Raw genomic sequence first — 24,183 nt, forward strand, 5'->3', positions numbered from 1 at the left:
TGACCGAGCGCGGGCTCGTCCGTCGTGGCCTCAAGCCGTCCCAGTCACGGGCCGGCACGTACGAACCCCCGCCTTCATGTCCCCGGAGCAGGTCAGGGGACATGAAGGCGACGGCCGTGCCGGTTTCAGATGCCGAGCCGGTCCAGGAGTCGCTCGTGGTACACCGCCGGGCCGCCGAAGAGCAGTTGTGAGGACTTGGCCCGCCGGAAGTAAAGGTGTGCGGGATGCTCCCAGGTGAAGCCGATGCCGCCGTGGACCTGGATGTTCTCCATGGCCGCGAAGACATAGGCCCGTGAGCAGCATGCGTGGGCGACGGCGGCGGCGACCGGGAAATCGGGGGCACCCTCGGCGGCCGACCGCGCCGCCTCGCGGGACGCGGCCTCGGCCAGCTCCACCTGCACGAGCATGTCCGCGCACTTGTGCTTGACCGCCTGGAAGGAACCGATCGGCCGGCCGAACTGGTACCGAGTGCGCGCGTAGTCGGCGCTCATCTCCAGACACCGGCGGGCCCCGCCCGCCTGCTCGGCGGCCAGTCCGACCGTGGCGATGTCCAGGACCTTGGCCATGACGCGCCCGCCCGCCCCGTCCGAGCCGACGAGGGTGGCGGGCACGGCGTCGAACGTCAGCCGGGCCATCGCGCGGGTGGCGTCCAGGGTCTGCATCGGTTCGGCCTCCAGCCCTGTCGCCTGCCGGTCGACGGCGAACAGCGAAGGGCCGGCGACGGTGCGGGCGACGACGAGGAGCAGATCGGCCGTCGTACCGTCGATGACGAATGCCTTGCGGCCACTCAGTCGCCAGGCCCCGGCTCCACCCCCGTCCGGCACGGCACGTGCCGAGATCAGGGCGGGATCCCAGGAGCCGCTGTCCTCGGCTACGGCGAGTGCGGCCGTGGTCCGCCCGGAGGCGATGCCGGGGAGGTGGCGCGCGCAGGCCGCATTGTCGCCCGAGGCCAGGAGGGCCTGGGCGGCCAGGACGACGGTGGCGAAGAAGGGCGCGCACAGCAGGGCGCGGCCCATCTCCTCCAGTACGACGCCGAGTTCGACCGGCCCGAAGCCGTCACCGCCGTACTCCTCCGGGATCACCAGCCCAGGCAGCCGCAGCTGATCGGCGGCCTGTGCCCACACCGCCGGGTCGAAGCGCGGTTCGCTCTCCATGAGCTTGCGCACGGCTTCCTCGGGCGACTTGGCTTCGAGGAACTCCCGTACAGAGGACCGTAGTTCACGCAGTTCGCTCTCGATGGCGGTCACGACCGCACCTCCTTGGTCGTGGCGACGGCCGGTTCCTTGGGCAGACCGAGGACGCGTTCCGCGAGGATGTTCTTCATGATCTCCTCAGTACCGCCGAGGATGCGCAACGCCGGGGTGGCCAGGAGGAGTTCGGACCAGGCGTACGTGCCCCACCTGCCGGTGTCGGCGATCACGCGGGGGCCGAGGACGTCGGAGACGAAGTGGGCAGCCCTGGTGAGGTTCTGACCGTACATCAGCTTCGACACGGACATCTCGGGACCCGGTACGACCCCGCCGCGCAGTTTGCGCAGGGCGCGCGCGTTGAGGTGCTCGGTGGCCATGGCGTCCACCAGGAGTTCGGCGAGGCGGGCGCGCAGGGCGCGGTCGTCCCAGGTCCAGGTGGCGCGCATCAGTGCCGAGAGCCGGTCCGGGGAGAGGGCGGCGGCCACCGGGCCCGCGCCCTCGCTGCCGACCGTCGCGCGCTCATTCATCAGGGTGGTCAGGGCGACGGTCCAGCCGCCGTCGATCTCGCCGAGGCGGTGGTCGTCGGGGACGCGTACGTCGGTGAGGAAGACCTCGTTGAAGTCCGCGCCGCCGGTCATCTGCCTCAGTGGCCGGACCTCGACACCGGGGGCGTCCATGGGGACCAGGAAGGCCGTGATGCCGCGGTGCTTGGGCGCGTCCGGGTTCGTACGGGTCAGTGCGAGGCCGATCTGGCTGTGCTGGGCGACCGACGTCCACACCTTCTGCCCGTTGAGCACCCAGTCCCCGCCGTCCCGCACGGCCCGGGTCGCCACACTCGCCAGGTCGGATCCCGCTCCCGGCTCACTGAACAGCTGGCAGGCGATGGCGTCCCCGCGGTACATCGCGGGCAACCAGCGGTCCTTGAGGTGGGGTTGGGCGTGGGCGAGGATCGTCGGGCCGATCATGCCCAGGCCGATCACGCTCAACGTGCCGGTGTCGGCCACGTCGTACTCGGACTCGATGGAGTCGTAGAGCAGGTCGTGGACGGGGGTGAGGCCGCGGCCGCCGTACTCGGGCGGGCCGGTGATCCAGCCGAAGCCGTTCTCGTGGCGGATCCGCTGCCAGTCCCGCGCCCGTCGCACGTGTTCGCGTTCCTCCTCGGGCGGGAGGCTGCTGAAGTACGCCATCGTGTCGTCGCCCTCGCCCCAGGTGAAGGCGGTGCGGTCGGGGGCCTTCGCCGCGTGGGCGTCGAGGAAGCGGCGCACTTCGGCGGCGAAGTCCTGCATGTCATGTTCCATCGGGGGTCCCCTGCTGCTGTCAGGTGCTGCTTTCAGGTCGAGAGGATCGTGACCGCGGACACGCCCGGTGCGCCGTACAGGTGGGTGTAGCCGACGCGCGGTGTGCCGGGGATCTGCCGGGGGCCGGCCGTGCCGCGCAGTTGGAGCACGATCTCGTGGATCTGGCGCAGCCCGGAGGCCCCGATGGGCTCGCCGTTGCCGAGCAGGCCGCCGTCCGTGTTGACCGGGAGGCGGCCGCCGATCTCGGTGGCGCCCTCGGCGATGAGGCGTTCCTGTTCGCCGTCCTTGCAGAGGCCGTTCTCCGCCATGTGGATGATCTCCGACCCGGCGTCGGTGTCCTGGAGCTGAGCCACGTCGACGTCCTCGGGTCCGATGCCGGCCCGTTCGTACGCCTCGCGTGCGGCGTCCACCGTCGGGCTCTCCACCGGTTCTCCGACGGGGAACGACGGGCTCTGCACCTCGAAGGCGCCGAGCCTGCGGCTGCGCAGGGAGGTGGACCGGACCCGTACGGGCGTGGAGGTGTACTTGTGGGCCTGGTCGGCGCGGCACAGCACGAGGGCCGCGGCGCCCTCGTCCGGGCCGCAGTACATGTACTGGCGGAGCGGGTAGTTGAGGACCGGGGAGGCGAGGATCTCCTCCGGTGTGAGGGGAGTCCGGCGCCAGGCCTTCTCGTTCCCGGCCGCGTTGCGGAAGTTCTTCGACGCCACGCGCGCGAGCGTCTCGTGAGAGATGCCGTGGTCGTGCATATAGCGGTTGATCTTCATACCGAAGAAGTGGGTGGTGAGGAAGAGCCCGGTCTGCCCGTACCAGGAGGGGATGCCGGCCACGGAGGGGTCCGCGGCGAACGCGCCTCGCGGGTGCTTGTCCAGGCCGATGGCGATGGTCAGGTCGTGCTCGCCGGTCTCGATGGCCCGGGCGGCTAGGGCCACCGCCGTACCGGCCGTGGCGCAGCCGTTGAACACACCGCGCAGCGGAACGCCGGTCAGGCCCAGCTTGCCGACGATCGCGTCCGGGTTGGCGACCTCGAAGCTGCCGACGTAACCGCCCTGGATCCGCGGCCAGGTCACGCCGGCGTCGGCGAGCGCCAGCCGTACGGCGTCCGCGCCCATGTCCATGGCGGGCTTGCCGGGAAACCGGCCGAAGGGGTGGAGGCCCACCCCGATGATGACGGCCTCGGTCATGACGCCTCCTCCTCAACCGGCTCTGCCTGGGCGAAGTCCTCGGCCCCGGCGGGCTCTTCGGCCTCCGCGGACGCTTCGACCGGGGCGAACGCGAACGTCATGACCTCGGTGCCGTCGTCCCGCACGGCATAGGGCACGAGCGTCAGCCGCATGTCCTGCCCGATCCGCAGCTTCTCCGGGTCGGGTTCGGTGAGGCGGGCCTCGACCAGCAACTCGCCGGGCAGTTCGACGTAGCCGACGGAGTACGGCTCGAAAGTCTCCGGGCCGTCGTAGGGCGGGGACGGCGGGCGGAAGTTCTGGGTCGTGTACGTCCACAGCGTCCCGCGGTCCGCGAGCAGCCGTGGTTTCGACTCGTCGCTCGCGCACCGGACACAGTCCGAGGCCGCCGGGAAACTCACCAGACCGCACGCCGTGCACTCGGAGCCGATGAGCCGGAGGGGTTCGGACACGGAGGGCGGCCAGGTGAACAGGCCCTCGGCGACCGGTTGTTGCGTTGTCGTCATGTCACGCCCCGTTCCGGTTGCCGAGGGCGTCGGCGTTCGGAGCCGCCTTGGCCACCAGGTTCGGGACGACGGACGACAGTTCCTCCGGCGTCCACCGGGTCCCGGCACTCGCGCCGGGGCCGTTGACCCAGCCCTCCAGTACGGTGATCCGGTTGCCGACGACACCGAACACCCGACCGGTGACCTCGCGCGATGCCGCCGAGCCGAGCCACACCACGAGCGGCGAGATGGCCTCGGGGGTCAGGTCCTCGCTCTCGGCGGCCCGCTTCATCATCTCGATGTCCTCGGTCAGCCGGGTGAGCGCGGTGGGCGCGATGGCGTTCACCGTCACGCCGTAGCGGGCGAGTTCGGCCGCGGCGATGACGGTGAGGCTCGCGATGCCGGCCTTGGCCGAGCCGTAGTTCGACTGCCCCGGGTTGCCGAAGATGCCGGACGGCGACGTCGTGTTGATCACGCGGGCGTCGTTGTCGTGACCTGACTTGGCGCGCTCCCGCCACCACGCGGCCGCGTGGTGCAGGGTGGCGAAGCTGCCCTTGAGATGGACGGCGAGCACGCTGTCCCAGTCCCGCTCGGTCATCGACACGATCATCCGGTCGCGGAGGATGCCGGCGTTGTTGACCAGCACGTCGAGGCCGCCATAGGTGTCCACGGTCTGCTGGACGAGTCGGCCGGCGCCCTCCCAGGTGGAGATGTCGTCCGTGTTGGCCACCGCCTCGCCGCCGGCTTCGACGATCTCGTCGACCACGGTCTGGGCGGGCCCGGCCGAGGAGCCTCCTCCGTCGCGCGAACCGCCCAGGTCGTTGACCACGACCTTCGCGCCGTGCGCGGCGAACGCCAGGGCGTGCGCCCTGCCGATCCCGTTGCCGGCGCCGGTGACGACCACGACACGGCCGTCGACCACTCCTTCGGACATCCTCAACTCCTTGTTGAATACGGCGAGTTGGCGTCGCCGAGCAGTACTCGCGGGTCCTCGCTGCCGCAGGCGCACCTGCCGTCGACGACGCGGCCCGCGATGCCGAGCGGTGTCTCGGGGAGCGGCGAGGCACGCCCCTCCCCCGCCGCGATGTACAGCTGTCCGTCCGCACGCTCGCCGACCCGCCATTCGACGCCGTTGACGTGCGCGCCGCACCGCTCGGGGCACTCCAGCGCGAGAGCCGGCCCCACGGCGGAGATCAGGGACGCGGACACGCCCACCCCGCGGAGCACCGGCACTGCCGCGGGACGGGCCAGTACGACGGACGTCGAGCGGAACATGTCACCGAGATCGGCCGCTCCGGCGAGCCCCTCCAGGGTCTCCGCCGACAGGCCGATCACCATGTGCGGGTCCAGTTCGCGGTGGAAGACCGCGGTGCGGCGGTGGTCCCATCCCATCGCCTCGGCGATTCCGTACGTCACCTTCAGCTCCCGCAGGGCGCCGATCACCGCGCGGCCCCAGAAGCCCTCGAAGCCGGAGGTGGTCAGCAGTGCCCGCTGCCCGGCGGTCAGTCCGTGCTCCCGCAGCCGTGCCGTGACCCATGCGGTGTCCCGGGCGAGTTCGGCCCAGGTGAGCTCCATGTCCCGCATGCCGTCGGCGGTGGGGAAGCGTACGAGGTAGGCCAGTTCGGGCCGGTCGAGTGTCCTGGCGCGGGCCAGGGTGTCGGCGCGTGCCATCAGCTCTTCACCACCCGGGGGAACTTGGCGACGCTGGTCATGGTCTTCAACAGGTCCTCCTCGGTGCGCATGTCGAGCACCGGCTTGACTCCGGTCCGCTCGCGCACGGCCTCGCCGAGCCGCCCTGCCAGGGCGTCGACATCCGCGGTGAGCCCCGGGTCGTAGCCGACGCGCAGGCGCAGTTCGTCGACCTCGCGTCGGTCCCGGACGATCTGGAACACCCCGGCCACGGTCTCCGGCTGGTCCTCCACCGCCTGCCAGATGTCCCGCAGGACCACGGAACGCCCCTGGACCAGCGTCTCGTCGCCGCGCCGCCCGGCCACCCACATCCGGGCGTGGGTCCGCCCGCAGCCGCAGCGATCCCCCGAGAGGCGGACGAGGTCCTCGCTGCGGTAGCGGATCAGCGGGGCGGCCCGGTTGTCCAGGTCCGTGGCGACCAGTTCGCCGAGGTCCGTCTCCGGGACGTCACGCCATCCGCCCTGTTCGTCGACCTCGACGCACTCCGCGAAGACGGTGTCCTCCCAGAGGTGGAAGCCGTCGTGCTCCCGGCACTCCCAGGCGGTTCCGGTGTCGGCCGCGCTGGTGTACTCGTAGACGTCGATGCCCCAGTCGTCGCGGATCCGTTCGCGCATCTTCCGACTGAGGGGCTGTCCGGCGCACGAGGCGCCCTTGAGCGAGGAGAACGCCTCCTTGAGGTCCGTCTTCTCGGCGAGGTGCTCCAGCTCCACCATCTGCGGATACATCATCTGCAGGTAGGCCGGCCGGTAGGTGCGCAGGGCGTCCACGACCTCGTTCATCTTCCCGAGCCAGGTGTCCACCTCGATCACCACGGCGCCGAGCGCCTGATAGCCGGGGTCCATGAGGTTGCGGAAGGTGCCGGGCGGGCTCAGTACCCGGTCCCCGGGCCTGAGACCGAGTTCCCAGAGGTCACGCACCTGCGCGGTCACCAGGGGCGGCGCGTCCTCCCAGATCTCGGCGAAGAACTCCGGGTCGCCGGTGGTGCCGGAGCTGGAGGAGACGGAGGTCAGCCCTTCGACGGGAACGCAGAGCAGACCGCCGAAGGGATCGCCGGTGCGGGCCCGGTGGGCGCGCACCATGTCCTTGGTGATGAACGGTATGCGCGCCCGGAAGTCCTCCAGGCAGCGGATGTCACGCGGGTGCACCCCGTGCTCGTCCCAGAGCTCACGGTAGAAGGCGGAGTTGCCGTAGGCGTACTCGACGAGTTCCACGACCCGTTCCTCCTGCCGCGCCCTCAGCTGGTCGCGGGGCATGGTCTCCACCTGTGGCTCGAAGTACCTGTCCCCGGTGTCCCTGTCACCGCCCATGGCGCCTCCTCGCGGCTCGGCTGCCCAGATCTTCCAGCTATCAGCACAATCAGTCAACCAATTCGACGGATTTTCGGGAGACTCTCGCGCTCCCGTGATCCATATAGTTAACTATTAGCACTCATTAGACCTTCGGGAGAGCACGGAGAGAGCACTGTGAAGATCGTTGTCTGCGTGAAGCACGTGCCCGACGCCACGGCGGACCGCACCTTCACCGAGGAGGGGAGCACCGACCGCGAGTCGGTCGACTCCCTGCTGTCCGAACTCGACGAGTACGCCGTCGAGCAGGCCCTGCGGATCGCCGAGTCCGGCGTCGACACCGAGATCAGCTATCTCACCGTCGGCCCCGACGACGCGAAGGACGCCCTGCGCAAGGCACTCGCCATGGGTGGCGACTCGGCGACACATGTGAGTGACGAGGACATCGAGGGCAGCGACGCGTTCGGCACCTCACTCGTGCTGGCCAGGGCGATCGAGCGGCACGGCTTCGACCTCGTCCTGTGCGGGATGGCCTCGACGGACGGCACCATGGGCGTCGTACCGGCGCTGCTGGCCGAACGTCTCGGGGTCCCGGCCGTCACCCACATCGAGGAGCTGACCGTCGAGGACGGCACGGTCACCGGCCGCCGCGAGGGCGATTCCGCCACCGTCCGGGTCCAGGGCACACTTCCCGCCGTCGTGTCGGTGACCGACCGTTCCGGTGACGCCCGCTACCCCTCCTTCAAGGGGATCATGGCCGCGAAGAAGAAGCCCCTGGAGACCCTCGACCTCGACGACCTCGGCATCGACGCCGGGCAGGTGGGCCGGGCCGGTGCGCGGTCGGCCGTGGACACCGCCGCCAAGCGCCCGCCGCGCTCCCAGGGGGAGATCGTCGCCGACGACGGTACGGGCGGCGCGGGGCTGGCCGCGTTCCTCACCGCCAAGAAGTTCGCCTGACCGAGCCCCGCGCCAGGCCGCGTGCACCGCATCGCACCTCATCACCCCGCCCCGGAACCGTTCCAACAGGAGGAGTACAGCACCGTGGCCGAGATCCTCGTACTCGTCGATCACACCGACGGCGTCGTACGCAAGCCGACCCTCGAACTACTCACCCTGGCACGCCGGTTGGGCGAACCGTCGGCCGTCTTCCTCGGATCGGGCGCGGACTCCGCGACCGAGGCGCTCGGCCGGTACGGCGCGCACAAGGTGTACGTCGTGGACGCCCCCGAGGTCGACGAGCTCCTCGTCACTCCGGCCGTGGACGCGCTCACTCAGATCGCGGGAAGCACCGGTCCGGCGGCGATCCTGCTGCCCTCGAACCCGGACAGCAAGGAGACCGCCGCACGGCTCGCGCTCCGCCTGGAGTCGGGGCTGATCACCGATGCCGTCGATGTCGTCGCCGGAGACGACGGCCCGGTCACCGAGCAGTCCGCGTTCGCGGCGACGTACCAGGTGACGGCCCATGTCACCCGGGGCATCCCGGTGATCACGGTCAAGCCGAACGCCGCGGCCCCCGAACCGGCCCCCGTCACACCCGAGGTCGAGAAGTGGGACGTCACGTTCGGCCCCGCCTCCGCCGCCGTCAAGGTCCTGTCGCGCTCGCCGCGGGAGCGCGGCGAGCGGCCAGAGCTCACCGAGGCCGACATCGTGGTCTCCGGCGGCCGCGGTGTGAACGGCGCCGAGAACTTCGCGGTCATCGAGCGCGTCGCCGACACACTGGGCGCGGCCGTCGGGGCGTCACGCGCCGCCGTGGACGCGGGCTGGTATCCGCACAGCCACCAGGTCGGCCAGACGGGCACCCAGGTCTCCCCGCAGCTCTACCTCGCCGCCGGCATCTCGGGGGCGATCCAGCACCGCGCGGGCATGCAGACCTCCAAGACCATCGTCGCGGTCAACAAGGACCAGGACGCCCCCATCTTCGAGCTGGCCGACTACGGCGTCGTGGGCGACCTCTTCCAGGTGCTCCCGCAGCTGGTGGAGGAGATCGAGCGGCGCCGAAGCTGATCTCCGCCCCTCCCGGCCTTCCACCCGGAGGCCGATACGATTAAAATCGCTAACTGATTACATCCATTGACCCGAAGGAGCGCCATGACGAAGATCTGGGTCAACTCGGGGGACTCCCACGTGATGGAACCCGACGACCTCTGGATCCGGGCGCTGCCGCCGCGCCTCGCCGACCGTGCGCCGCGCAGCGAACGCGGCGACAAGTACGAGGTGCTCTACATCGACGGCGAGCGCATCGACCGCCAGCTGAACGACTTCATGGACGCCATGCGACCGCCGGGCGCCCGGGACCTCGACGTCCGGCTCAAGGACCTGGACCAGGAGGGCGTCTGGGGCCAACTGGCCTTTCCCTCCATGGGGTTCTGGCTCTGCTCGATCACCGAGCGGGAGCTCGCCCGGGAGACCGTACGGGCCTGGAACGACTGGGCGCACTCCGAGGTCCTCGGGAAGCAGAAGCGCATCATCACCCCCGCCTGCGTCTCGACGACGAACGTCGAGGACGCGGTCGCCGAGGTCGAGCGGGTCGCGGAGATGGGTTTCCAGTCGGTCTTCCTGCCGTGCTCCACCCGGCCCGGTGAGGAGTACGGCCTCGACCTGTGGGAGCCGCTGTGGACCGCGGCCGAGCGGGCCGGTCTCGTACTCGGCTTCCATATCGGCACGGGGGGCGAGAACGTCGTCTTCCGCGGACCCGGCGGCGCCGTCGTCAACTACATGGAGACGACCTACCCGGGCATGCGCGTGGTCTCGCACATGGTCGCGGGCGGTGCCCTGGACCGTCACCCCGACCTCAAGATCCTCATCGCGGAGGGCGGCGCCGGCTGGGTCCCGGCGATCGGCGACCGGATGGACGAGGCCTACCGCCAGCACGGCATGTTCGTACGGCCGAAGCTGAGCCGGCTGCCCAGCGAGATCATCAGGCAGCAGGTGTACGCCTCCTTCCAGCACGACAAGAGCTCCGTGGAGATCGTCGAGTCGACGGGCTACCGCAATGTCATGTGGGGCGACGACTACCCGCACCTGGAAGGCACGTACGGGCACACGCAGTCCACGCTGCACGAGCTGTTCGACGGTGTGTCCGACGAGATCCGCGAGCGGGTCACCCGCGGCACCTTCAACGAACTGTTCCGTCTGCCCGAGCAGACTCCCCAGGAGGCGGCCGTCTGAGCGGCGTCGGCGACGCGAGGACACCGGACGGAACAGTGACCACTCCCCCTGATCCCAAGGACCTGGAACAGCCCCCGTATCCCGAGGACCTGGAACAGCCCGGACTCGTCAGGACCGGGCGGTCGACCTTCGTCCGGCCCATCCGGCCGGAGGACGCCGACCGTCTGGTCGCCTTCGTCGGCGGCCTGTCGCGGGCGACCCTGGCCTACCGCTCGCTCGGCCCGGTGATCCGGGCGCGCGACGACGTGATCCGGCGCGGCGCGTACGTGGACTACCTCAACGAGCTGGCACTCGTCGCGCTGGCCGGCGACGAGATCGCTGGCCTGGTGCGCTACGTCCGTGACACCGAGGACCCGGACCACGCGGAGGTCACCTTCACCATCCGGGACGACGACCAGAGCGAGGGCTTCGGCAGGCTGCTGCTGGAGCACATCGCCGCTGCCGCCCGCGCCCGGGGCATCCGGGTCCTCAAGGCCGACGTCCTCGCCGACAACACCCGCATGATCAACGTGTTCCTCGGCTCCGGCTACCGGGTCGAGTCCGGGCCGCCCGGCCAGATCGTGCACTTCGACATCGCCGTCGACCCGCAGGCCCAGGCGGTCGCGCGGGCCGAGCGCCGCGAGCACACGGCCGTACGACGCTCCCTGCGCCCCCTGCTCGAACCCCGGTCGGTCGCGGTGATCGGTGCCAACCGGCGGCCCCTGACGATCGGTCACGAGATCGTGGCCAACCTGCTGCGAGGCGGCTTCCGCGGCAGCGTGTTCCCCGTCAATCCACGGGCCGAGCAGGTCGCGGGAGCCCGGGCGTACCCAAACGTCCGGGAGCTGCCCGAGCCGCCGGACCTGGCGCTGATCGCCGTACGGGCCGAGGCGGTGCCCGAGGTCGTACGGGAGTGTGCGGAGGCCGGCGTCAAGGCGGTGGTCGTCGTCTCCACCGGCTTCGGGGAGACAGGTGCGGCCGGGCGGTCGACCGAGCTGGAGCTGTCCCGGTTCGCCCGCGCCTCCGGGATGCGGCTGGTGGGCCCGAACTGCATGGGCGTGGTCAACACGACGCCCGCGGCGAGGCTGGCCGCGACCTTCTCGCCCGCCCTGCCCACGCCCGGCCGGGTGGCGATGTCCAGCCAGTCCGGGCCGCTGGGGCTCGCGGTGCTCGACTTCGCCCGGCGGCTGCGGCTCGGCTTCTCCGGGTTCGTATCGGTGGGCCATGCCGTGGACGTGTCCACCAACGACCTGCTCCAGTGGTGGGAGGAGGACCCCGAGACCTCGGTGATCCTGCTGCACGTCGAGACGTTCGGCAATCCGCGCCGGTTCGCGCGTATCGCCCGCCGGGTCGCGCCGCGCAAGCCGATCATCGCGGTCCACCCGGGTCACGCGCCCGCGACGGGCCCGGCGGACTCGGGGGTCCGAGGAGGCCCGGAAGTTCGTGGAGGCCCGGGGCGTCGAGGGGATTCGGTGAGTCGTGCGGATCCGGCGGCCGGTCCATCGGACTCCGTGGGTCGGGCGGATCCGGCGGCCGGTCCATCGGATTCGGCGGTGAGTTCGCTGTTCGCCCAGTCCGGTGTGATCCGTACGCGCAGCCTCCAGGAGCTGTTCGACGCGGCGCTGCTGCTCGCCCACCAGCCCCCTCCGCCCGGCAACAGGGTCGCCGTGATCACCAACGCGGGCGGCCCCGCGGCGCTGACCGTCGGCGCCTGCGCGGCGAGCGGCCTGCGCGTGCCCCCGCTCGGCGAACGCACCCGGGAGACGCTCCGCGCGGCCCTGGGCCCCGGGGCAGAGGTCGCCAACCCGGCCGACCTCACCCCCATGGCGACCGCCGCGCACTACCGGCAGGCACTCGACGCCGTGCTGGCCGACGACGGGATCGACGCCGCCATCGTCCTGTTCATGCCCCCACTGGCGGACAAGCCCGACGAGGTGGCGGCGGCGATCCTCGACGCGGCCGAGGCCGCGCCCTCGAAGCCGGTGGTGGCGAGCTTCCTGGGTGGCGCGGGCGTCGCCGACCTCCTCCATCGCGGCCAACTCGTCGTCCCCACCTACGCGTTCCCCGAAGCGGCGGCGGCCTCGCTCGGGCATGCCGCGGCCTACCAGGCGTGGCGGAGTACGCCCGCGGGTGTCATCCCGGATCTCCCCGGAGTGGACGCCGACCGGGCCAGGTCGCTGCTCGCGGGATGCGCCCCTGGTCCCGTACCTCCGCGTATCGCCGCCGAGTTGCTGGACTCGTACGGGATCGCCGTTCGGGACACGCGACCGGGCTCCGGCCCGGACGCGTTCCTCTCCGTGGGCGCCGATCCGGTGTTCGGCCCGGTGGTGGCCTTCGGCCTCACCGGGGACTACGCCGACCTGATGGCGGACGTCGCCCACCGGGTGACCCCGCTCAGCGACCGGGACGCCCGGGAGATGGTCCGCTCACTGCGGGCGGCTCCGCTGCTGGACGGCAGGGTGGGCGGCCCGGGCGTGGACCTCGCGGCGCTGGAGGAGACCGTGCTGCGGATCTCCGCGATGGTCGAGGACCTGCCCGAGATCGAGGCGATGGAGCTGCGTCCGATACGGCTGCTGCCGCCCGGGGACGGGGTCGCCGTCACCCGCGCGACGATCCGGCTCGCCGACGAAACAAGGAAAGGTGGCCCCTCGTGAGGGTCGGCATCTACTTCGACATGCGCAATCCCCCGCCCTGGCGGCAGAGTTGGTCCCGGGTGTACGGATTCGCCCTGGAGATGTGCGAGGAGGCGGACCGCCTCGGCATCGACTCGGTCTGGTTCTCCGAACACCACGGGTTCGAGGACGGATACCTCCCGCAGCCGCTCACCATGGCGGCAGCGGCAGCGGCCCGCACACGGCGGATCCGTCTCGGTACCGCGGTCATCCCCGCCCCGCTGCACGCGGCCCCCGAGATCGCCGAACAGGCCGCGCTCGTGGACATCATCAGCGACGGCCGGCTGGACCTCGGACTCGGCACGGGCTATCGCGTGCCCGAGTACCGGCTGTACGACGCGGACCTGACCAAGCGCTACTCCACGACCGACCAGCGGGTGCGGGAGATCCGTGGCCTGTGGGCCGAGTCGCTGGTCACGCCCGGCCCGGTCCAGGACCCGCTGCCGATCTGGCTCGGCTACCAGGGTCCGCAGGGCGCCCGCCGGGCAGGCCGGCTGGGCACCGGGCTGCTGTCGCTCAACCCCGCGCTGCTGGAGCCGTACCGGGAAGGGCTCGCCGAGAGCGGGTACGACGTGTCGGCGGGCCGGATGCAGGGTTCGTTCACCACGTTCGTCACCGAGGATCCGGAGGCCGACTGGCCGGTGGTCCGCAAGCATCTCTCCTACCAATGGGACAGCTACCGCCGGTACATGGTGGAGGGGACCGACCAGCCCGCCCCGCGTCCGATCAACCCCGAGAAGTGGCGGGAGACGGGACTGAGCGCGACCGGCGTCGGTCAGTTCCTGTACGGCACACCGCAGGAGACCGCCGATGCCATCAAGGCGTACGTGGCGGGGCTGCCGGTCGAAGGGGTCTTCCTGTGGGCCTCGCTGGCCGGGATGCCCGAGGAGATGGTCGCCCGCCAGGTCCAGCTCATCGCCGGGAAGCTGCGTCCGCTGCTTGCCGATGTCTGACACGAGGAGTTCCGCCATGTCGACGACGGGAACCGGAAAGACCGACGCGCCGACGCCGAACGGGCACTGGGCGGCGTCTGGCCTGTCGGAGCCGCCCCGTACCGCCGGGGGCGTGACCCTCTGTGGAGGGTGCCGCGCCCTCGGCTCGTGCAGGCTCGGCGTGGAGCGCGAGCGACTCGACGAGGACGGTGTGGCGAGGTTCGAGCTGAGCTGTCCGCGTTCCCACGAGGGCGGCCCCGATGTGGCACACGGCGGCTGGACGGCGGCCGTCCTGGACGACTGTCTCGGCCATCTCCCGTTGCTGCACGGCGTGATGAGCGTGACGGCCGAGCTGACGGTGAGCTTCGTGAAGCCCGTACCGGTGGAACGACCCCTGGAACTGCGGGTGTGGGCCGATCGGAGGGAGGGCTCACGCTGGTACATCACGGGCGAGTTGACCCTGTCGTCGGGCGGAGCCGTGCTGGCCCGCGCCTCCGGAATCTGGGTGACTCGCGACCAGAGCCACTACGTGCGGCACGCGCAGTGGCTGGCCGGGCAGGGCGGGGACGCCGAGAATCGGTGAGAGCGGTCAGTAGGACCGCAGCCCCATGCTGCGGGCGATCCCGTTGCGCTGGATCTGGCTGGTCCCGCCGGAGATCGTGGCGACGATCGACTCGCGGTAGCGGAAGCTCATCACACTCTCGGTCGAGAATCCGTGGCCCGCGCAGACCTGCATCCCGAGCCTGGCAGCCGCCACATACGTCTCCGACCCCTTCAGCTTCGCCATCGAGCCCTCACGAGTACACGGCTTGCCCTGCGCGAGCAGCCAGGCGGCGCGGTACGCGAGCAGCCGGGCGGAGTCGATCTCGGTCTGCAGATCGGCCATGGCGTGGGCGAGCGCCTGGAAGTTGCCGATCGGACGGCCGAAGGCGTGCCGGGTGCGCGCGTACTCCAGCATCTCGTCCAGCGTGGCCTGTGCGGCGCCCAGATATCCCCCGCTGATGATCACCTTCTCCAGTTCGATGTTGGAGAGCATGACCTTCCAGCCCTCGTCGCGCGGCCCGACGAGGTTCTCCTTCGGTACGAGGGCGTTGTTGAAGAAGACCTCGTTGGTGCCCAGGATGTGCCGGGCCAGCGTGGGTGTGCGGCGCACTTCGACGCCGTCGGTCGCGGGGTCGACGAGCAGCAGGCTGATGCCGCCGTGCTTGGGTTCGCGGGGTCCCGTACGCACATAGGTCGCGATGGTCGTGTCGGGGAGGCCGCCGCCGGTGCACCATGCCTTCTGGCCGCGGACGAGGAAGTGGTCGCCGTGGTCCTCCGCGGTGGTGCGCAGCGCGGCGGCGTCGGAGCCGCTGTCCGGCTCGCTGAGGCCGACGGCGAGCCGGTGGCGTCCCGTCATGACCTGCTCGCGGATGAATTCGCGCTGTGCCTCGTTTCCCCACCGGAACACGGTGATTCCCGGGATGAGCACGCCGATGTAGCACATGGCGACATCGAAACTGGCCCGCCCGAGTTCCTCGGCGATCAGAACGAGTTCGAGCGGTCCCCCGCCGTCACCGCCCTCCTCCTCGCTGAACGGCAGCGAGAACCAACCGAGTTCGGTCATGCCCCGAAACAGCTCGGGCGGTACGACGCCCTCCTCGTCCCACTGCTTCGCCTTCTCGGCCGGGCACACATCGGCAACGAACTGCCGTGCCGTCGCGCGCAACATGTCCTGCTCGTCGGTCAGCCCGAAGTCCACGACCACTCCTCGCCACCACTAGCCTATTCATCTATCTAATTATTCTATGTTAGCGGATAAGGCGAGAGGGTCACAGATGTGGGGCGCCTCGGCCCATCCCCGGTCGAGTCCCGATCAAGCCCCAGCGCTGATCGCCGGTGGCGAGCCAGGCGTCATCGAAGGGTTGCGCGTGGTCGCCGACAGGGCGAGCCGGTGGTTCCATGCCGCACCCGACGAGAAGGGTTCACTGGATGCGTCAGCGGATGTCACCGTTTCGGAAAGCCCGCACGGTTGCCTCGAACGCGGGGTCGGCGAAGTAGTTGGAATGGCCGAGGGCCGGGGGATGGACGAGGTCGCCCGCGGGGCGTGCAAACGCGGCAGGGTCGAGAAGTTGGCGATCGACAGGTGACGGGGCGGGGTCCACGGTGGTTCCTTCCCGGGGCAGCCCGGCGGGTGCGACCACCCAACTGCCGATCGGATCGGTGGGACGGTAGAGGTTTCGCCAGCGCCACAGGGCCGGGGCATCCTCGGGGGTCAGCAGTCCGCCGATCCGATCGAGGCTTTCCGCGTTGAAGAAGGCAGGGAAGAACCGGACGAACAGACGCGTGAGCGGGCTGCCGTAGGTGAGCATCCGGACGTCACGGTTGGTGTCGGCTGTGGTCTGCAGGATCACGGCCGCCCCTATCACCGATCCTTGGGAGTGGCAGGAGAGGATCACTTTCCCGCGCTTGGTCGGTTCGTCGCCTCCCGCCAGATATTCCAGCCGTTTCAGCAGGTCGGGCACGGTGCGCTCGGCGTAGCAGGGCGGCGCCAGCGGATGGGTCTCGCGCGGCCAGAACGTGCCGATGTCCCACAGGATGCCCACGGTGCGCCGGAAGCGTGGGCTCTTGTACGCCTGCCGCCCGGCCCACAGGAGCCCCACGAAGGCGGCACTGAGGACGAGGTTGGCGAGAAGGACGAGCCATCGCTGATCTGTGACAAAGGACGAATCGACCACGTAGACGACGATGCCGACGACGGCCACGGCCGCCGCAGTCGTCAGGAGGATGCCAAGGGTCTTTCGGCCGGTGGATTCGAGCAACTGTGCCCGCGCCCAGGCCGTGGCGATGTCCGCGGCCCGGCGAGGATCGCTCTGCGAAGCGGGATAGGCCTTCGCAACCTCCCGGGCGGCGGAGCGTCGTACACCACTCTGCACCAGCCACGAAACGGTGCCGATGCCGACGGCAGCCAGGACGAGGACGGCAGCGCCGGTGCCCGCCCAGAAGTAGACGTCCGGCACGATGAGTTGGGCCTGCTCCCTGCCGCGGCGGTAAGCGGCGGCAGGCGCACCCAGAATCTCGGCCACACGCAGCATCAGCCCTGCGGCCAGGGCGCCCGCGAGCGCCCAGCCGAGGAAGGCGACTCCGGTCTGAACGAACCCTCCCCACGGTTGGCGCGGAAGGTTCGGCGCAGGCGGGGCCTTGTCGCGTTTGCTGGTGAAGAGCTGAGAGACAAGGAGCGCCGCAAGCATCACGGCCTGGGCGAGGAACAGCATGTGGATCCAGGCGACTTCCCAGGGCAACTGGCTCGCCGCCGGCGTCCGGGCGCCGTTCGAGCCCCAGCTTGCGGCCACTGCCGCCCCGACGACCAGGGCGAGCGCAGCCCAGGGAAGGACACGGTAGAAGTCGGACTCGGAGGAGTTCTCAACCATGCCGTTCGGGCGCTCACGCCGCCCTGTCCCAGGGACCGCCACCCATACGACGACACACGCCAGCACCAGCAGCGCCAGCACCAGGCACGAACTACGGAAGAACATCGCCCCGGCTTCCCAGTTCCTGCCGTCAAGAAGGGCGTTGGGCCCTCGTTCAGGGCGGTCGAGCAGCGGGGCGAGCAAGAACACGGCGATGACGGTGAGCGCCGCCGTGATGTGCAGGGATCGGAGCCGTCGCACCGGCCCGCGTCCGTTCCACATACGGCGGTCCTCCAACGGCGTCCGCACATCGGGAGTTGGAGCACTCTGCAGTACGGGCTGCGCCTCCGCGACCTGCCAGGTCTTGTTTCCCAGGTACCACAGCAGCATGACCAGGGCGATCGGCACGGCGGCGGTCACAGTGAGATGGCGTCCGGGGGTGTCGAGCCAGCCGTAGTTCAGCCAACGCAGCCAGCTCTCGTTCCCGGCACAGGGCCTGACGGTCGCGTTGCCGCACTGCCAACCGACCAGGTCGACCGAGGCCGACACAGCGCCGAGGACGTAGGTGCCGGTGAGCGAGAGGGCGAGCAGTCGCTGGACGCCGGTGCGGAAGGCCACTGCCAGGCTGGGTGCACCGACGCGATGGCCCGGGTCGGCGAAGTAGGCCATGTTGAGGAGCATGAACGGCAACAGCAGCAGCCACAGGGCCCGTTGTCCGTCACCGGATGTCAGACCGCCCCACGAGTAGGCCTCGCGCCGGAACCCATCGGCGTCCTCCTCCGTCGGCGCGATCTGCCATCGACGCCGGTAGCAGCCCGCCTGTACGTCGCCGGCGACGCGCTCAACGCCCGGATGGTCCAGCAATGATTCGGGAGGGGTGCCCGAGACACCATGGACGCGTAGCTCAGTCCATCCCTCGCGGCCCCGGTTCACGTAAAGACCCACCGCCGCCTCCTGACGAGCCGACCCGATGCTCCCAGGATCGACGTCCAGCCCCCAAGCTGCCAGTCAGCGGACGACGATTCCGTTCGCGCCCGGTGTCCGAACTCGACGGGCATCCAGCCCGTGCGGCGGCGCCTGCTGCCCTCGCTGGTCCAATGATCGTCTGCGACTGGCAGATCCTCCACATGCCGCTCAAGACGCCCTTGGCCGGGCCACGAGAGCAGCCCCACGCGCCTGGGCGGTCGCCTCCGGGCTGCAAAGTAAGGTAAGCCTAACGTCGAATGATGTTCCATACGCGACTGCTCGCTGGACGTACGTTGGGAGTCGGCCTTGCCGCACACGATCGATACCGCCGGGAACGGGCCCGACACGGTGACCGAGGAGGGCTGGGTCGAGCTGGGGTCGAGCGTCGAGTTGCGTGAACTGTTGGGCGAGCCCTGGCCCGTGGTGATCGAGAAGGTTCACGACCGGCTCACCGACAAGGACCGGGACATAGTGGCCCGCTCGCCCTTCTGCCTGCTGGCCACGTCCGACGCGCGCGGCAACTGTGACGTCTCCCCGCGCGGGGACGCGCCGGGTTTCACGTACGTCATCGACTCCGGCACGATCGCCCTGCCCGACCGGCCGGGGAACCGGCGGGGCGACAGCTTCCACAACATCCTCGACAACCCGCACGCCGGTCTGCTGTACCTGATACCCGGGAGCAAGGAGGTCCTGCGGGTCAACGGCCGGGCCCGCATCCTCACCGACGCCCCGTTCTTCGACGCCATGAAGCTGGACGATCAGCGCCCCGCGCTGGCCCTGGTTCTGGAGATCGACGAGATCTACCTGCACTGCCCGCAGTCCCTGCGCCGCTCGGGAGTATGGAATCCGGCGTCGTGGCAGACCGGCTGAGCCGGCACCAGCGGCACCCCTTTCAAGATCAATTAAGGTTAGGCTAACCTTCACCGCGTGAGATCTGGTGAAGAAGCAGCCGAAACCCCTCGTCTGCGCGGTCATGAACTGTCGGCCACGGGTGTGACCGTGTCGTACGACGGCGTCGACGTCGTACACGACGCCGCTGTCGCGCTGCGGCCCGGCGAGGTGACCGCCCTGGTCGGTCCCAACGGCAGCGGCAAGTCGACGCTCCTGCGGACGATCGCCCGGTTGCAGCGGGGCCGCCACGCCACGCTCAGGATCGACGGCGGCACCGACGGCCTCGCCCTGAGTGCCCGTGAGTTCTCGCGCCACGTCGCCCTGCTGACCCAGGGCCGCCCCACGCCGAGCGGACTGACCGTGCGGGACGTCGTCGAGTTCGGCCGCTACCCGTACCGGGGCCGCTTCGGCAGGCCCGATCCTGACGCGTCGGCCGCGGTCGACCGGGCGCTCGCCCTGACCGGTGTCACGGACCTGGCGGACCGGGGCGCCGACCACCTGTCGGGCGGGCAGTTGCAGCGGGTGTGGCTCGCCAGTTGCCTCGCCCAGGAGACCGGTGTGCTCCTGCTGGACGAGCCGACCACCTATCTCGACCTGCGCTACCAGATCGAACTCCTCGACCTCATCCGCGACCTGGCGGACGACCACGGGATCGCCGTCGGCGTCGTCCTGCACGACCTCGACCAGGCGGCGGCCATCGCCGACCGGATCACGCTGCTCGAAGCGGGCCGGATCGTCGCCGACGGCCTGCCCGAGGACGTCCTCACCCCGGAGCGCCTGACCGCCGTCTACGGCATCCGGATCGACGTCGACACAGACCCCCTGACCGGCCGACTGCGCACCCGCCCGATCGGCCGCCATCACACACGGAACACTCGAACCGAAAGGCTCGGCACCACCTCATGAGACGCCTCCTGCTCACCGCGGCCGCCACCACCGCCGCGGCGCTGACCCTTGCCGCCTGCGGCACCACCGAGCCCGCCGCGGACAAGTCCGAGAAAAAGTCGGAGGCCATCACCCTCACCGACGGCACCGGCGCGAAGCTCAAGCTCGACGGCCCGGCCACCAAGGTCGTCGCGACCGAGTGGAACGAGGTCGAGAGCCTCATCACGCTCGGCGTCGACCCCGTCGGCGTCGCCGACGTCAAGGGCTACAAGACCTGGGACACCGCCGTCCCGCTGAAGAACGAGCCGAAGGACATCGGCACGCGCGGCGAGCCGAGCATGGACACCGTCGCCTCCCTCTCCCCCGACCTCATCGTGGCCTCCTCCGACCTGCCGCCCGCGGCCGTGAAGCAGCTGCGCAAGATCGCCCCGGTGCTGGGGATCAAGTCCGCGGACGCCTCGGACCAGGTCGGTCAGATGCTGGAGAACCTCGACCTCATCGCCAAGGCCACCGGCACCACCGACAAGGCCAAGACCGCCCGTACGAACTTCGAGGCCAAGGTCGCCGAGGGCAAGAAGGCCCTGGCCGACGCCGGTCTCGACGGCACGGACCTCGCCTTCGCCGACGGTTACGTCACCTCCAACCAGGTCTCCCTGCGCCCGTACACCAGCGGCTCGCTCATCGGGGCCGTCAACGAGCAGATCGGTCTGAAGAACGCCTGGAAGATCAAGGGCGACGCGGCCTACGGCCTCGGGACCACCGATGTCGAGGGCCTCACCGACCTGCCCAAGGACGTCCAGTTCGCCTACATAGGCAACGACGGCGACAAGGGCAGCACGCCCTTCACCGGCGCGCTCGCGAAGAACGCCGTATGGAAGTCCCTGCCGTTCGTGAAGGCCGGGGACGTGCACCGACTGCCCGACGGCATCTGGATGTTCGGCGGCCCCGAGTCGATGGAGGCGTACATCGACGCCGTCGTCGACGCGCTGACGAAGTAGACGACCCGGAAAGAACAGACGAAGCAGACGAAGCCATGGCCGTCACCGCAACGCCTCCCACCGCCACCCGTCCGCCGACGACCGCGTCCCGGACGGGCGCGGCCGCGGTGGCGGCCGGGCTCGTCCTCCTGGTCGCCGTCCTCGCCGTCGTCGACATCACCCAGGGCACCGCCGCCGTCGGACCGGCAGAGGTGTTCAAGGCCCTGACCGGGCAGGCCGATCCGTCCGACGCGTCCGTCGTGATCGCCTCCCGGCTGCCGCGGATGACCGCCGGCATCCTGGTCGGCGTCATCCTCGGCGTGGCGGGCGCCGTACTGCAGGCAGTCAGCCGCAATGTGCTCGCCGCTCCGGACACCCTCGCGGTGAACGCCGGTTCCTACCTGGCGCTGGGGCTGGTCGGCGCCACCGGCGTCTCGCTCCCGCTGCTCGCCTCCTCCGGGGTCGCCTTCACCGGCGGGCTCCTGGCCGCGGCCGTCGTCCTCGCCCTGTCCGGACTCGGCACGGGCACCGTACGACTGGTCCTCGCCGGCACCGCGCTGGCGCTGGGCCTGACCTCCATGACGGAGAGCCTGCTCCTGCTGTTCCCCGAGCAGACCGAGGGCCTCTACCAGTGGAACCAGGGCAGCATCAGCCAGAACGGCTTCGACGGCGTCCTGCAGATGCTGCCCGTCGCCCTGATCGGACTCGTCGGCCTGCTGCTGACCGCCCGTCGGGTCGACGCACTAGCCCTCGGTGACGACGCCGCGCGCGGACTGGGCGTCCCGGTCCGCGCCACCCGCGTGACCGTGGTCGTACTGGCGACGCTGCTGTCCGCGGCGGCGGTCACCCTCGCCGGGCCAATCGGCTTCGTCGGCCTGTGCGCACCGGCCCTGGTGCGTCCGCTCAGCCGCCGGTTCCGGGGCCTCGTCCGCATCCGTACGATCCTGCCCGTCGCCGGTGTGGTCGGCGCGGGCCTGGTCCTCGGGTCGGACGTGCTGCTGCGGGCCCTGGTGCCCTCGGACACGGCCGTCGCCGTCCCCACCGGCGTCGTCACCAGCCTCATCGGCGCCGTGTTCCTGGTGGTGATGGCCCTGCGGCTGCGGGACACGTCCGGAGCCGAGGCACCGGACCGTTTGCGCATCCCCAGCCGGGCGGCGTTCCTGGTCACGCTGGCCGCCCTCGTCGCCGTGGTGGTCGGTGTCACGATCGCCGGCGCGCTGCTGGGCGACAGCAAGCTCCTGCTCGGCGACGTCGTGAACTGGGCGCAGGGGCGGGCCGGTCAGACCGTGTCCTTCGTCCTCGACACCCGGATGCCCCGGGTGCTCGCCGCCCTCTGCGCGGGCGCGGCGCTCGCCCTGGCCGGCACGCTGGTGCAGGCCGTGACCCGTAACCCGCTCGCCGAGCCGGGGGTCCTGGGCGTGTCCGGCGGTGCCGCGCTGGGCGCCGTACTCCTTGTCACCACCGTGCCTGTCGCCGGTACCTGGAGCGTCGCGGGTGCCGCGTTCGCGGGTGCGGCAGTCACGTCGGTCATCGTCTTCGGGCTCGCCGCCCGGGGCGGCTACCAGCAGAACCGGCTGGTCCTCGTCGGCATCGGCATGGCCGCCGGTACGACGGCACTGGTAAGCCTGCTCATCGTGCTCACCGACCCGTTCAACGCCACCAAGGCACTGACCTGGCTGTCCGGTTCGACGTACGGCCGGACCATGCCGGACGTCCTGCCCGTCACACTCGTGCTGGTGCTGGGCCTTGTCGTCGCGGTGGCCCGGCGCACCGAGCTGGACCTCATCTCCCTGGACGCGGACACCCCGCGACTCCTCGGCCTGCGACTGTCCCCGGCCAGGCTCGGCTTCCTGGTGGTCAGCGTCCTGCTCAGCGCGACCGCCGTCGCCTCGGCCGGAACCATCGGCTTCGTGGGCCTCGTGGCCCCGCACGCGGCACGTGCCCTCGTGGGCCGGCGGCACGTACGGGTGGTGCCCGTCGCCGTCCTCCTCGGCGCAGCGCTCGTCTGCACGGCCGACCTCCTCGGCCGCACGGTCATCGCCCCCGCCCAGTTGGGCGCCGGCCTGATGACGGCGGTCATCGGCACGCCGTACTTCCTGTATCTGCTGGTACGAAGCCGGCGATAGCCCCGCGGGACCGCGTGCTCGCGCTGTCCGGTGCGGTGGGTGGGGCTGGGCAGCGTCCGGGCCTGCGTGAAAAGCTCACCCCGGGAGGCGCCGGACGATCACGGACGGCGGCCCCTTATGAGACAGGCACGACGAGAGGTGGCGGCATGCGCATCGGACTGCTCGGTACTGGGCCCTGGGCCGACATGGCTCACGCTCCCGCCCTGAGCGGGCATCGCGAACTGGACTTCGTGGGGGTGTGGGGCAGGAGCGCCGACGCGGCCAAGGCCTTGGCCGACCGCCATGGGACGCGCGCGTACGAGGATGTCGACGCCCTCCTCGCCGAGGTGGACGCGGTCGCCATCGCCCTGCCTCCGTCCGTGCAGGCTCCGCTCGCGGCGCGCGCCGCGCGGGCCAACTGCCATCTGCTGCTCGACAAGCCTCTCGCGGCGACCGTGGAGGAGGGACGTGCCGTCGTCGAGGCGGTCGAGCAGGCCGGTGTCGCCTCGGTCGTCTTCTTCACCAGCCGCTTCCAGCCCGAGATCCAGGCCTGGATCGCCGAACAGGCCGCCACGGAGGGCTGGTTCACCGCACGCGCGGAGTGGCTCGGAGCCGTGTTCACGAGTGACAGCCCGTTCGCGGCATCGCCCTGGCGGCAGGAGAAGGGCGGCCTCTGGGATGTCGGCCCGCACGCCCTGTCCGTGCTGATGCCGGTTCTCGGAGATGTCGAGCGGGTGGCCGCCGCCGCGCGGGGTCCGAAGGACACCGTTCATCTGGTGCTCCACCATGTCAGCGGGGCGTCGAGCACCCTGACTCTCAGCCTGACGGCCCCGCCCGCGGCCGCCGGGGCCGCCGTCGAGCTGCGGGGCAAGTCCGGGGTGACCATCCTGCCCGGGTCCGCCGAAGGGGCGGTCGAGGCGCTCACCCGGGCTGCCGACGCCCTCCTCGAAGCCGCCCGCACCGGCCGCCCGCACCCGTGCGACGCCGCCTTCGGCCTGCGGGTGACGGAGATCCTCACCGACGCCGAAGCACAGCTCGGCAGCGCACCCCAGATCCGCTGAGAGCGCTACGGAACCAAATTCTCCGGCGTGTG

General features: G+C 70.7%; 20 protein-coding genes. 11 read left to right on the forward strand and 9 right to left on the reverse strand.

What is annotated here, in order from left to right; translation table 11 throughout:
- Window positions 1-125: 125 nt before the first annotated feature.
- The 7 genes from JEQ17_RS04045 to JEQ17_RS04075 are packed head-to-tail and all read right to left on the reverse strand — an operon-like array spanning window position 126 to window position 7,147.
- Complete coding sequence (locus JEQ17_RS04045; protein ID WP_200393884.1) at window positions 126-1,247, reverse strand: acyl-CoA dehydrogenase family protein; 1,122 nt, start codon at window positions 1,245-1,247, stop codon at window positions 126-128.
- Window positions 1,244-2,488, reverse strand: coding sequence for an acyl-CoA dehydrogenase family protein (locus tag JEQ17_RS04050; protein ID WP_200393885.1), 1,245 nt, complete (start codon window positions 2,486-2,488; stop codon window positions 1,244-1,246). The genes JEQ17_RS04045 and JEQ17_RS04050 overlap by 4 nt, the downstream gene beginning before the upstream one ends.
- A 32-nt stretch (window positions 2,489-2,520) precedes the next feature.
- Window positions 2,521-3,669 (reverse strand): thiolase family protein, encoded by a 1,149-nt coding sequence (locus tag JEQ17_RS04055; RefSeq protein ID WP_200393886.1) that lies wholly within the window; start codon window positions 3,667-3,669, stop codon window positions 2,521-2,523.
- Window positions 3,666-4,172: a Zn-ribbon domain-containing OB-fold protein gene (locus JEQ17_RS04060; protein WP_200393887.1), complete on the reverse strand. Its 507-nt coding sequence runs from the start codon at window positions 4,170-4,172 to the stop codon at window positions 3,666-3,668. Before JEQ17_RS04060 ends, JEQ17_RS04055 begins: the two co-directional genes overlap by 4 nt.
- A 1-nt stretch (window position 4,173) precedes the next feature.
- Complete coding sequence (locus JEQ17_RS04065; RefSeq protein WP_200393888.1) at window positions 4,174-5,085, reverse strand: SDR family oxidoreductase; 912 nt, start codon at window positions 5,083-5,085, stop codon at window positions 4,174-4,176.
- A gap of 2 nt (window positions 5,086-5,087) precedes the next feature.
- Window positions 5,088-5,822 carry a hypothetical protein gene (locus JEQ17_RS04070; protein WP_200393889.1) on the reverse strand — a complete coding sequence of 245 codons (735 nt, stop codon included), beginning with the start codon at window positions 5,820-5,822 and terminating at the stop codon, window positions 5,088-5,090.
- Complete coding sequence (locus JEQ17_RS04075; protein WP_200393890.1) at window positions 5,822-7,147, reverse strand: phenylacetate--CoA ligase family protein; 1,326 nt, start codon at window positions 7,145-7,147, stop codon at window positions 5,822-5,824. Before JEQ17_RS04075 ends, JEQ17_RS04070 begins: the two co-directional genes overlap by 1 nt.
- A gap of 174 nt (window positions 7,148-7,321) precedes the next feature.
- Here JEQ17_RS04075 and JEQ17_RS04080 point away from each other — a divergent pair, with 174 nt between their 5' ends.
- The 6 genes from JEQ17_RS04080 (at window position 7,322) to JEQ17_RS04105 (ending at window position 14,460) form a co-directional block, all read left to right on the forward strand.
- Window positions 7,322-8,083, forward strand: coding sequence for an electron transfer flavoprotein subunit beta/FixA family protein (locus JEQ17_RS04080; protein ID WP_200401287.1), 762 nt, complete (start codon window positions 7,322-7,324; stop codon window positions 8,081-8,083).
- Between the two features lie 84 nt (window positions 8,084-8,167).
- On the forward strand, window positions 8,168-9,130 hold the full coding sequence (locus JEQ17_RS04085) for an electron transfer flavoprotein subunit alpha/FixB family protein (RefSeq protein ID WP_200393891.1): 963 nt from the start codon (window positions 8,168-8,170) through the stop codon (window positions 9,128-9,130).
- 84 nt (window positions 9,131-9,214) lie between these two features.
- Window positions 9,215-10,294 carry an amidohydrolase family protein gene (locus tag JEQ17_RS04090; protein ID WP_200393892.1) on the forward strand — a complete coding sequence of 360 codons (1,080 nt, stop codon included), beginning with the start codon at window positions 9,215-9,217 and terminating at the stop codon, window positions 10,292-10,294.
- 35 nt (window positions 10,295-10,329) lie between these two features.
- Entirely contained in the window at window positions 10,330-12,927 is a 2,598-nt protein-coding gene (locus JEQ17_RS04095) for a bifunctional acetate--CoA ligase family protein/GNAT family N-acetyltransferase (protein WP_200393893.1), read from the forward strand.
- On the forward strand, window positions 12,924-13,898 hold the full coding sequence (locus tag JEQ17_RS04100) for an LLM class flavin-dependent oxidoreductase (RefSeq protein ID WP_200393894.1): 975 nt from the start codon (window positions 12,924-12,926) through the stop codon (window positions 13,896-13,898). Before JEQ17_RS04095 ends, JEQ17_RS04100 begins: the two co-directional genes overlap by 4 nt.
- 16 nt (window positions 13,899-13,914) lie before the next feature.
- Window positions 13,915-14,460, forward strand: coding sequence for a PaaI family thioesterase (locus tag JEQ17_RS04105; RefSeq protein WP_234048057.1), 546 nt, complete (start codon window positions 13,915-13,917; stop codon window positions 14,458-14,460).
- 6 nt (window positions 14,461-14,466) lie between these two features.
- On the opposite strand, the gene JEQ17_RS04110 is transcribed toward JEQ17_RS04105, so the two are convergent.
- The gene (locus JEQ17_RS04110; protein WP_200393895.1) at window positions 14,467-15,618 is read right to left on the reverse strand and encodes an acyl-CoA dehydrogenase family protein; all 1,152 of its coding nucleotides are present in this window, start codon (window positions 15,616-15,618) and stop codon (window positions 14,467-14,469) included.
- A gap of 235 nt (window positions 15,619-15,853) precedes the next feature.
- Window positions 15,854-18,211: a hypothetical protein gene (locus tag JEQ17_RS04115; protein ID WP_200393896.1), complete on the reverse strand. Its 2,358-nt coding sequence runs from the start codon at window positions 18,209-18,211 to the stop codon at window positions 15,854-15,856.
- 327 nt (window positions 18,212-18,538) lie between these two features.
- Here JEQ17_RS04115 and JEQ17_RS04120 point away from each other — a divergent pair, with 327 nt between their 5' ends.
- The 5 genes from JEQ17_RS04120 to JEQ17_RS04140 all read left to right on the forward strand — a co-directional run bounded on the left by JEQ17_RS04120 (window position 18,539) and on the right by JEQ17_RS04140 (window position 24,151).
- Window positions 18,539-19,102, forward strand: coding sequence for an MSMEG_1061 family FMN-dependent PPOX-type flavoprotein (locus tag JEQ17_RS04120; protein WP_200393897.1), 564 nt, complete (start codon window positions 18,539-18,541; stop codon window positions 19,100-19,102).
- A gap of 57 nt (window positions 19,103-19,159) precedes the next feature.
- Entirely contained in the window at window positions 19,160-20,029 is an 870-nt protein-coding gene (locus JEQ17_RS04125) for an ABC transporter ATP-binding protein (RefSeq protein WP_200393898.1), read from the forward strand.
- On the forward strand, window positions 20,026-21,006 hold the full coding sequence (locus JEQ17_RS04130) for an iron-siderophore ABC transporter substrate-binding protein (RefSeq protein WP_200393899.1): 981 nt from the start codon (window positions 20,026-20,028) through the stop codon (window positions 21,004-21,006). The genes JEQ17_RS04125 and JEQ17_RS04130 overlap by 4 nt, the downstream gene beginning before the upstream one ends.
- A 35-nt stretch (window positions 21,007-21,041) precedes the next feature.
- Window positions 21,042-23,111 carry an iron ABC transporter permease gene (locus JEQ17_RS04135; protein ID WP_200393900.1) on the forward strand — a complete coding sequence of 690 codons (2,070 nt, stop codon included), beginning with the start codon at window positions 21,042-21,044 and terminating at the stop codon, window positions 23,109-23,111.
- Between the two features lie 146 nt (window positions 23,112-23,257).
- Entirely contained in the window at window positions 23,258-24,151 is an 894-nt protein-coding gene (locus JEQ17_RS04140) for a Gfo/Idh/MocA family protein (protein WP_200393901.1), read from the forward strand.
- Window positions 24,152-24,183 lie beyond the last annotated feature (32 nt).

This window comes from Streptomyces liliifuscus (genome assembly GCF_016598615.1).
In the GTDB taxonomy this organism is placed as follows: Bacteria; Actinomycetota; Actinomycetes; order Streptomycetales; family Streptomycetaceae; genus Streptomyces; species Streptomyces liliifuscus.

What these genes read in the sequence shown, in the direction of transcription:
- JEQ17_RS04135 (WP_200393900.1), top strand. Translation starts at nt 21,042, where the DNA reads ATGGCCGTCACCGCAACGCCTCCCACCGCCACCCGTCCGCCGACGACC.
- JEQ17_RS04070 (WP_200393889.1), bottom strand. Translation starts at nt 5,822, where the DNA reads ATGGCACGCGCCGACACCCTGGCCCGCGCCAGGACACTCGACCGGCCC.
- JEQ17_RS04090 (WP_200393892.1), top strand. Translation starts at nt 9,215, where the DNA reads ATGACGAAGATCTGGGTCAACTCGGGGGACTCCCACGTGATGGAACCC.
- JEQ17_RS04105 (WP_234048057.1), top strand. Translation starts at nt 13,915, where the DNA reads ATGTCGACGACGGGAACCGGAAAGACCGACGCGCCGACGCCGAACGGG.
- JEQ17_RS04140 (WP_200393901.1), top strand. Translation starts at nt 23,258, where the DNA reads ATGCGCATCGGACTGCTCGGTACTGGGCCCTGGGCCGACATGGCTCAC.
- JEQ17_RS04060 (WP_200393887.1), bottom strand. Translation starts at nt 4,172, where the DNA reads ATGACGACAACGCAACAACCGGTCGCCGAGGGCCTGTTCACCTGGCCG.
- JEQ17_RS04065 (WP_200393888.1), bottom strand. Translation starts at nt 5,085, where the DNA reads ATGTCCGAAGGAGTGGTCGACGGCCGTGTCGTGGTCGTCACCGGCGCC.
- JEQ17_RS04055 (WP_200393886.1), bottom strand. Translation starts at nt 3,669, where the DNA reads ATGACCGAGGCCGTCATCATCGGGGTGGGCCTCCACCCCTTCGGCCGG.
- JEQ17_RS04130 (WP_200393899.1), top strand. Translation starts at nt 20,026, where the DNA reads ATGAGACGCCTCCTGCTCACCGCGGCCGCCACCACCGCCGCGGCGCTG.
- JEQ17_RS04075 (WP_200393890.1), bottom strand. Translation starts at nt 7,147, where the DNA reads ATGGGCGGTGACAGGGACACCGGGGACAGGTACTTCGAGCCACAGGTG.
- JEQ17_RS04050 (WP_200393885.1), bottom strand. Translation starts at nt 2,488, where the DNA reads ATGGAACATGACATGCAGGACTTCGCCGCCGAAGTGCGCCGCTTCCTC.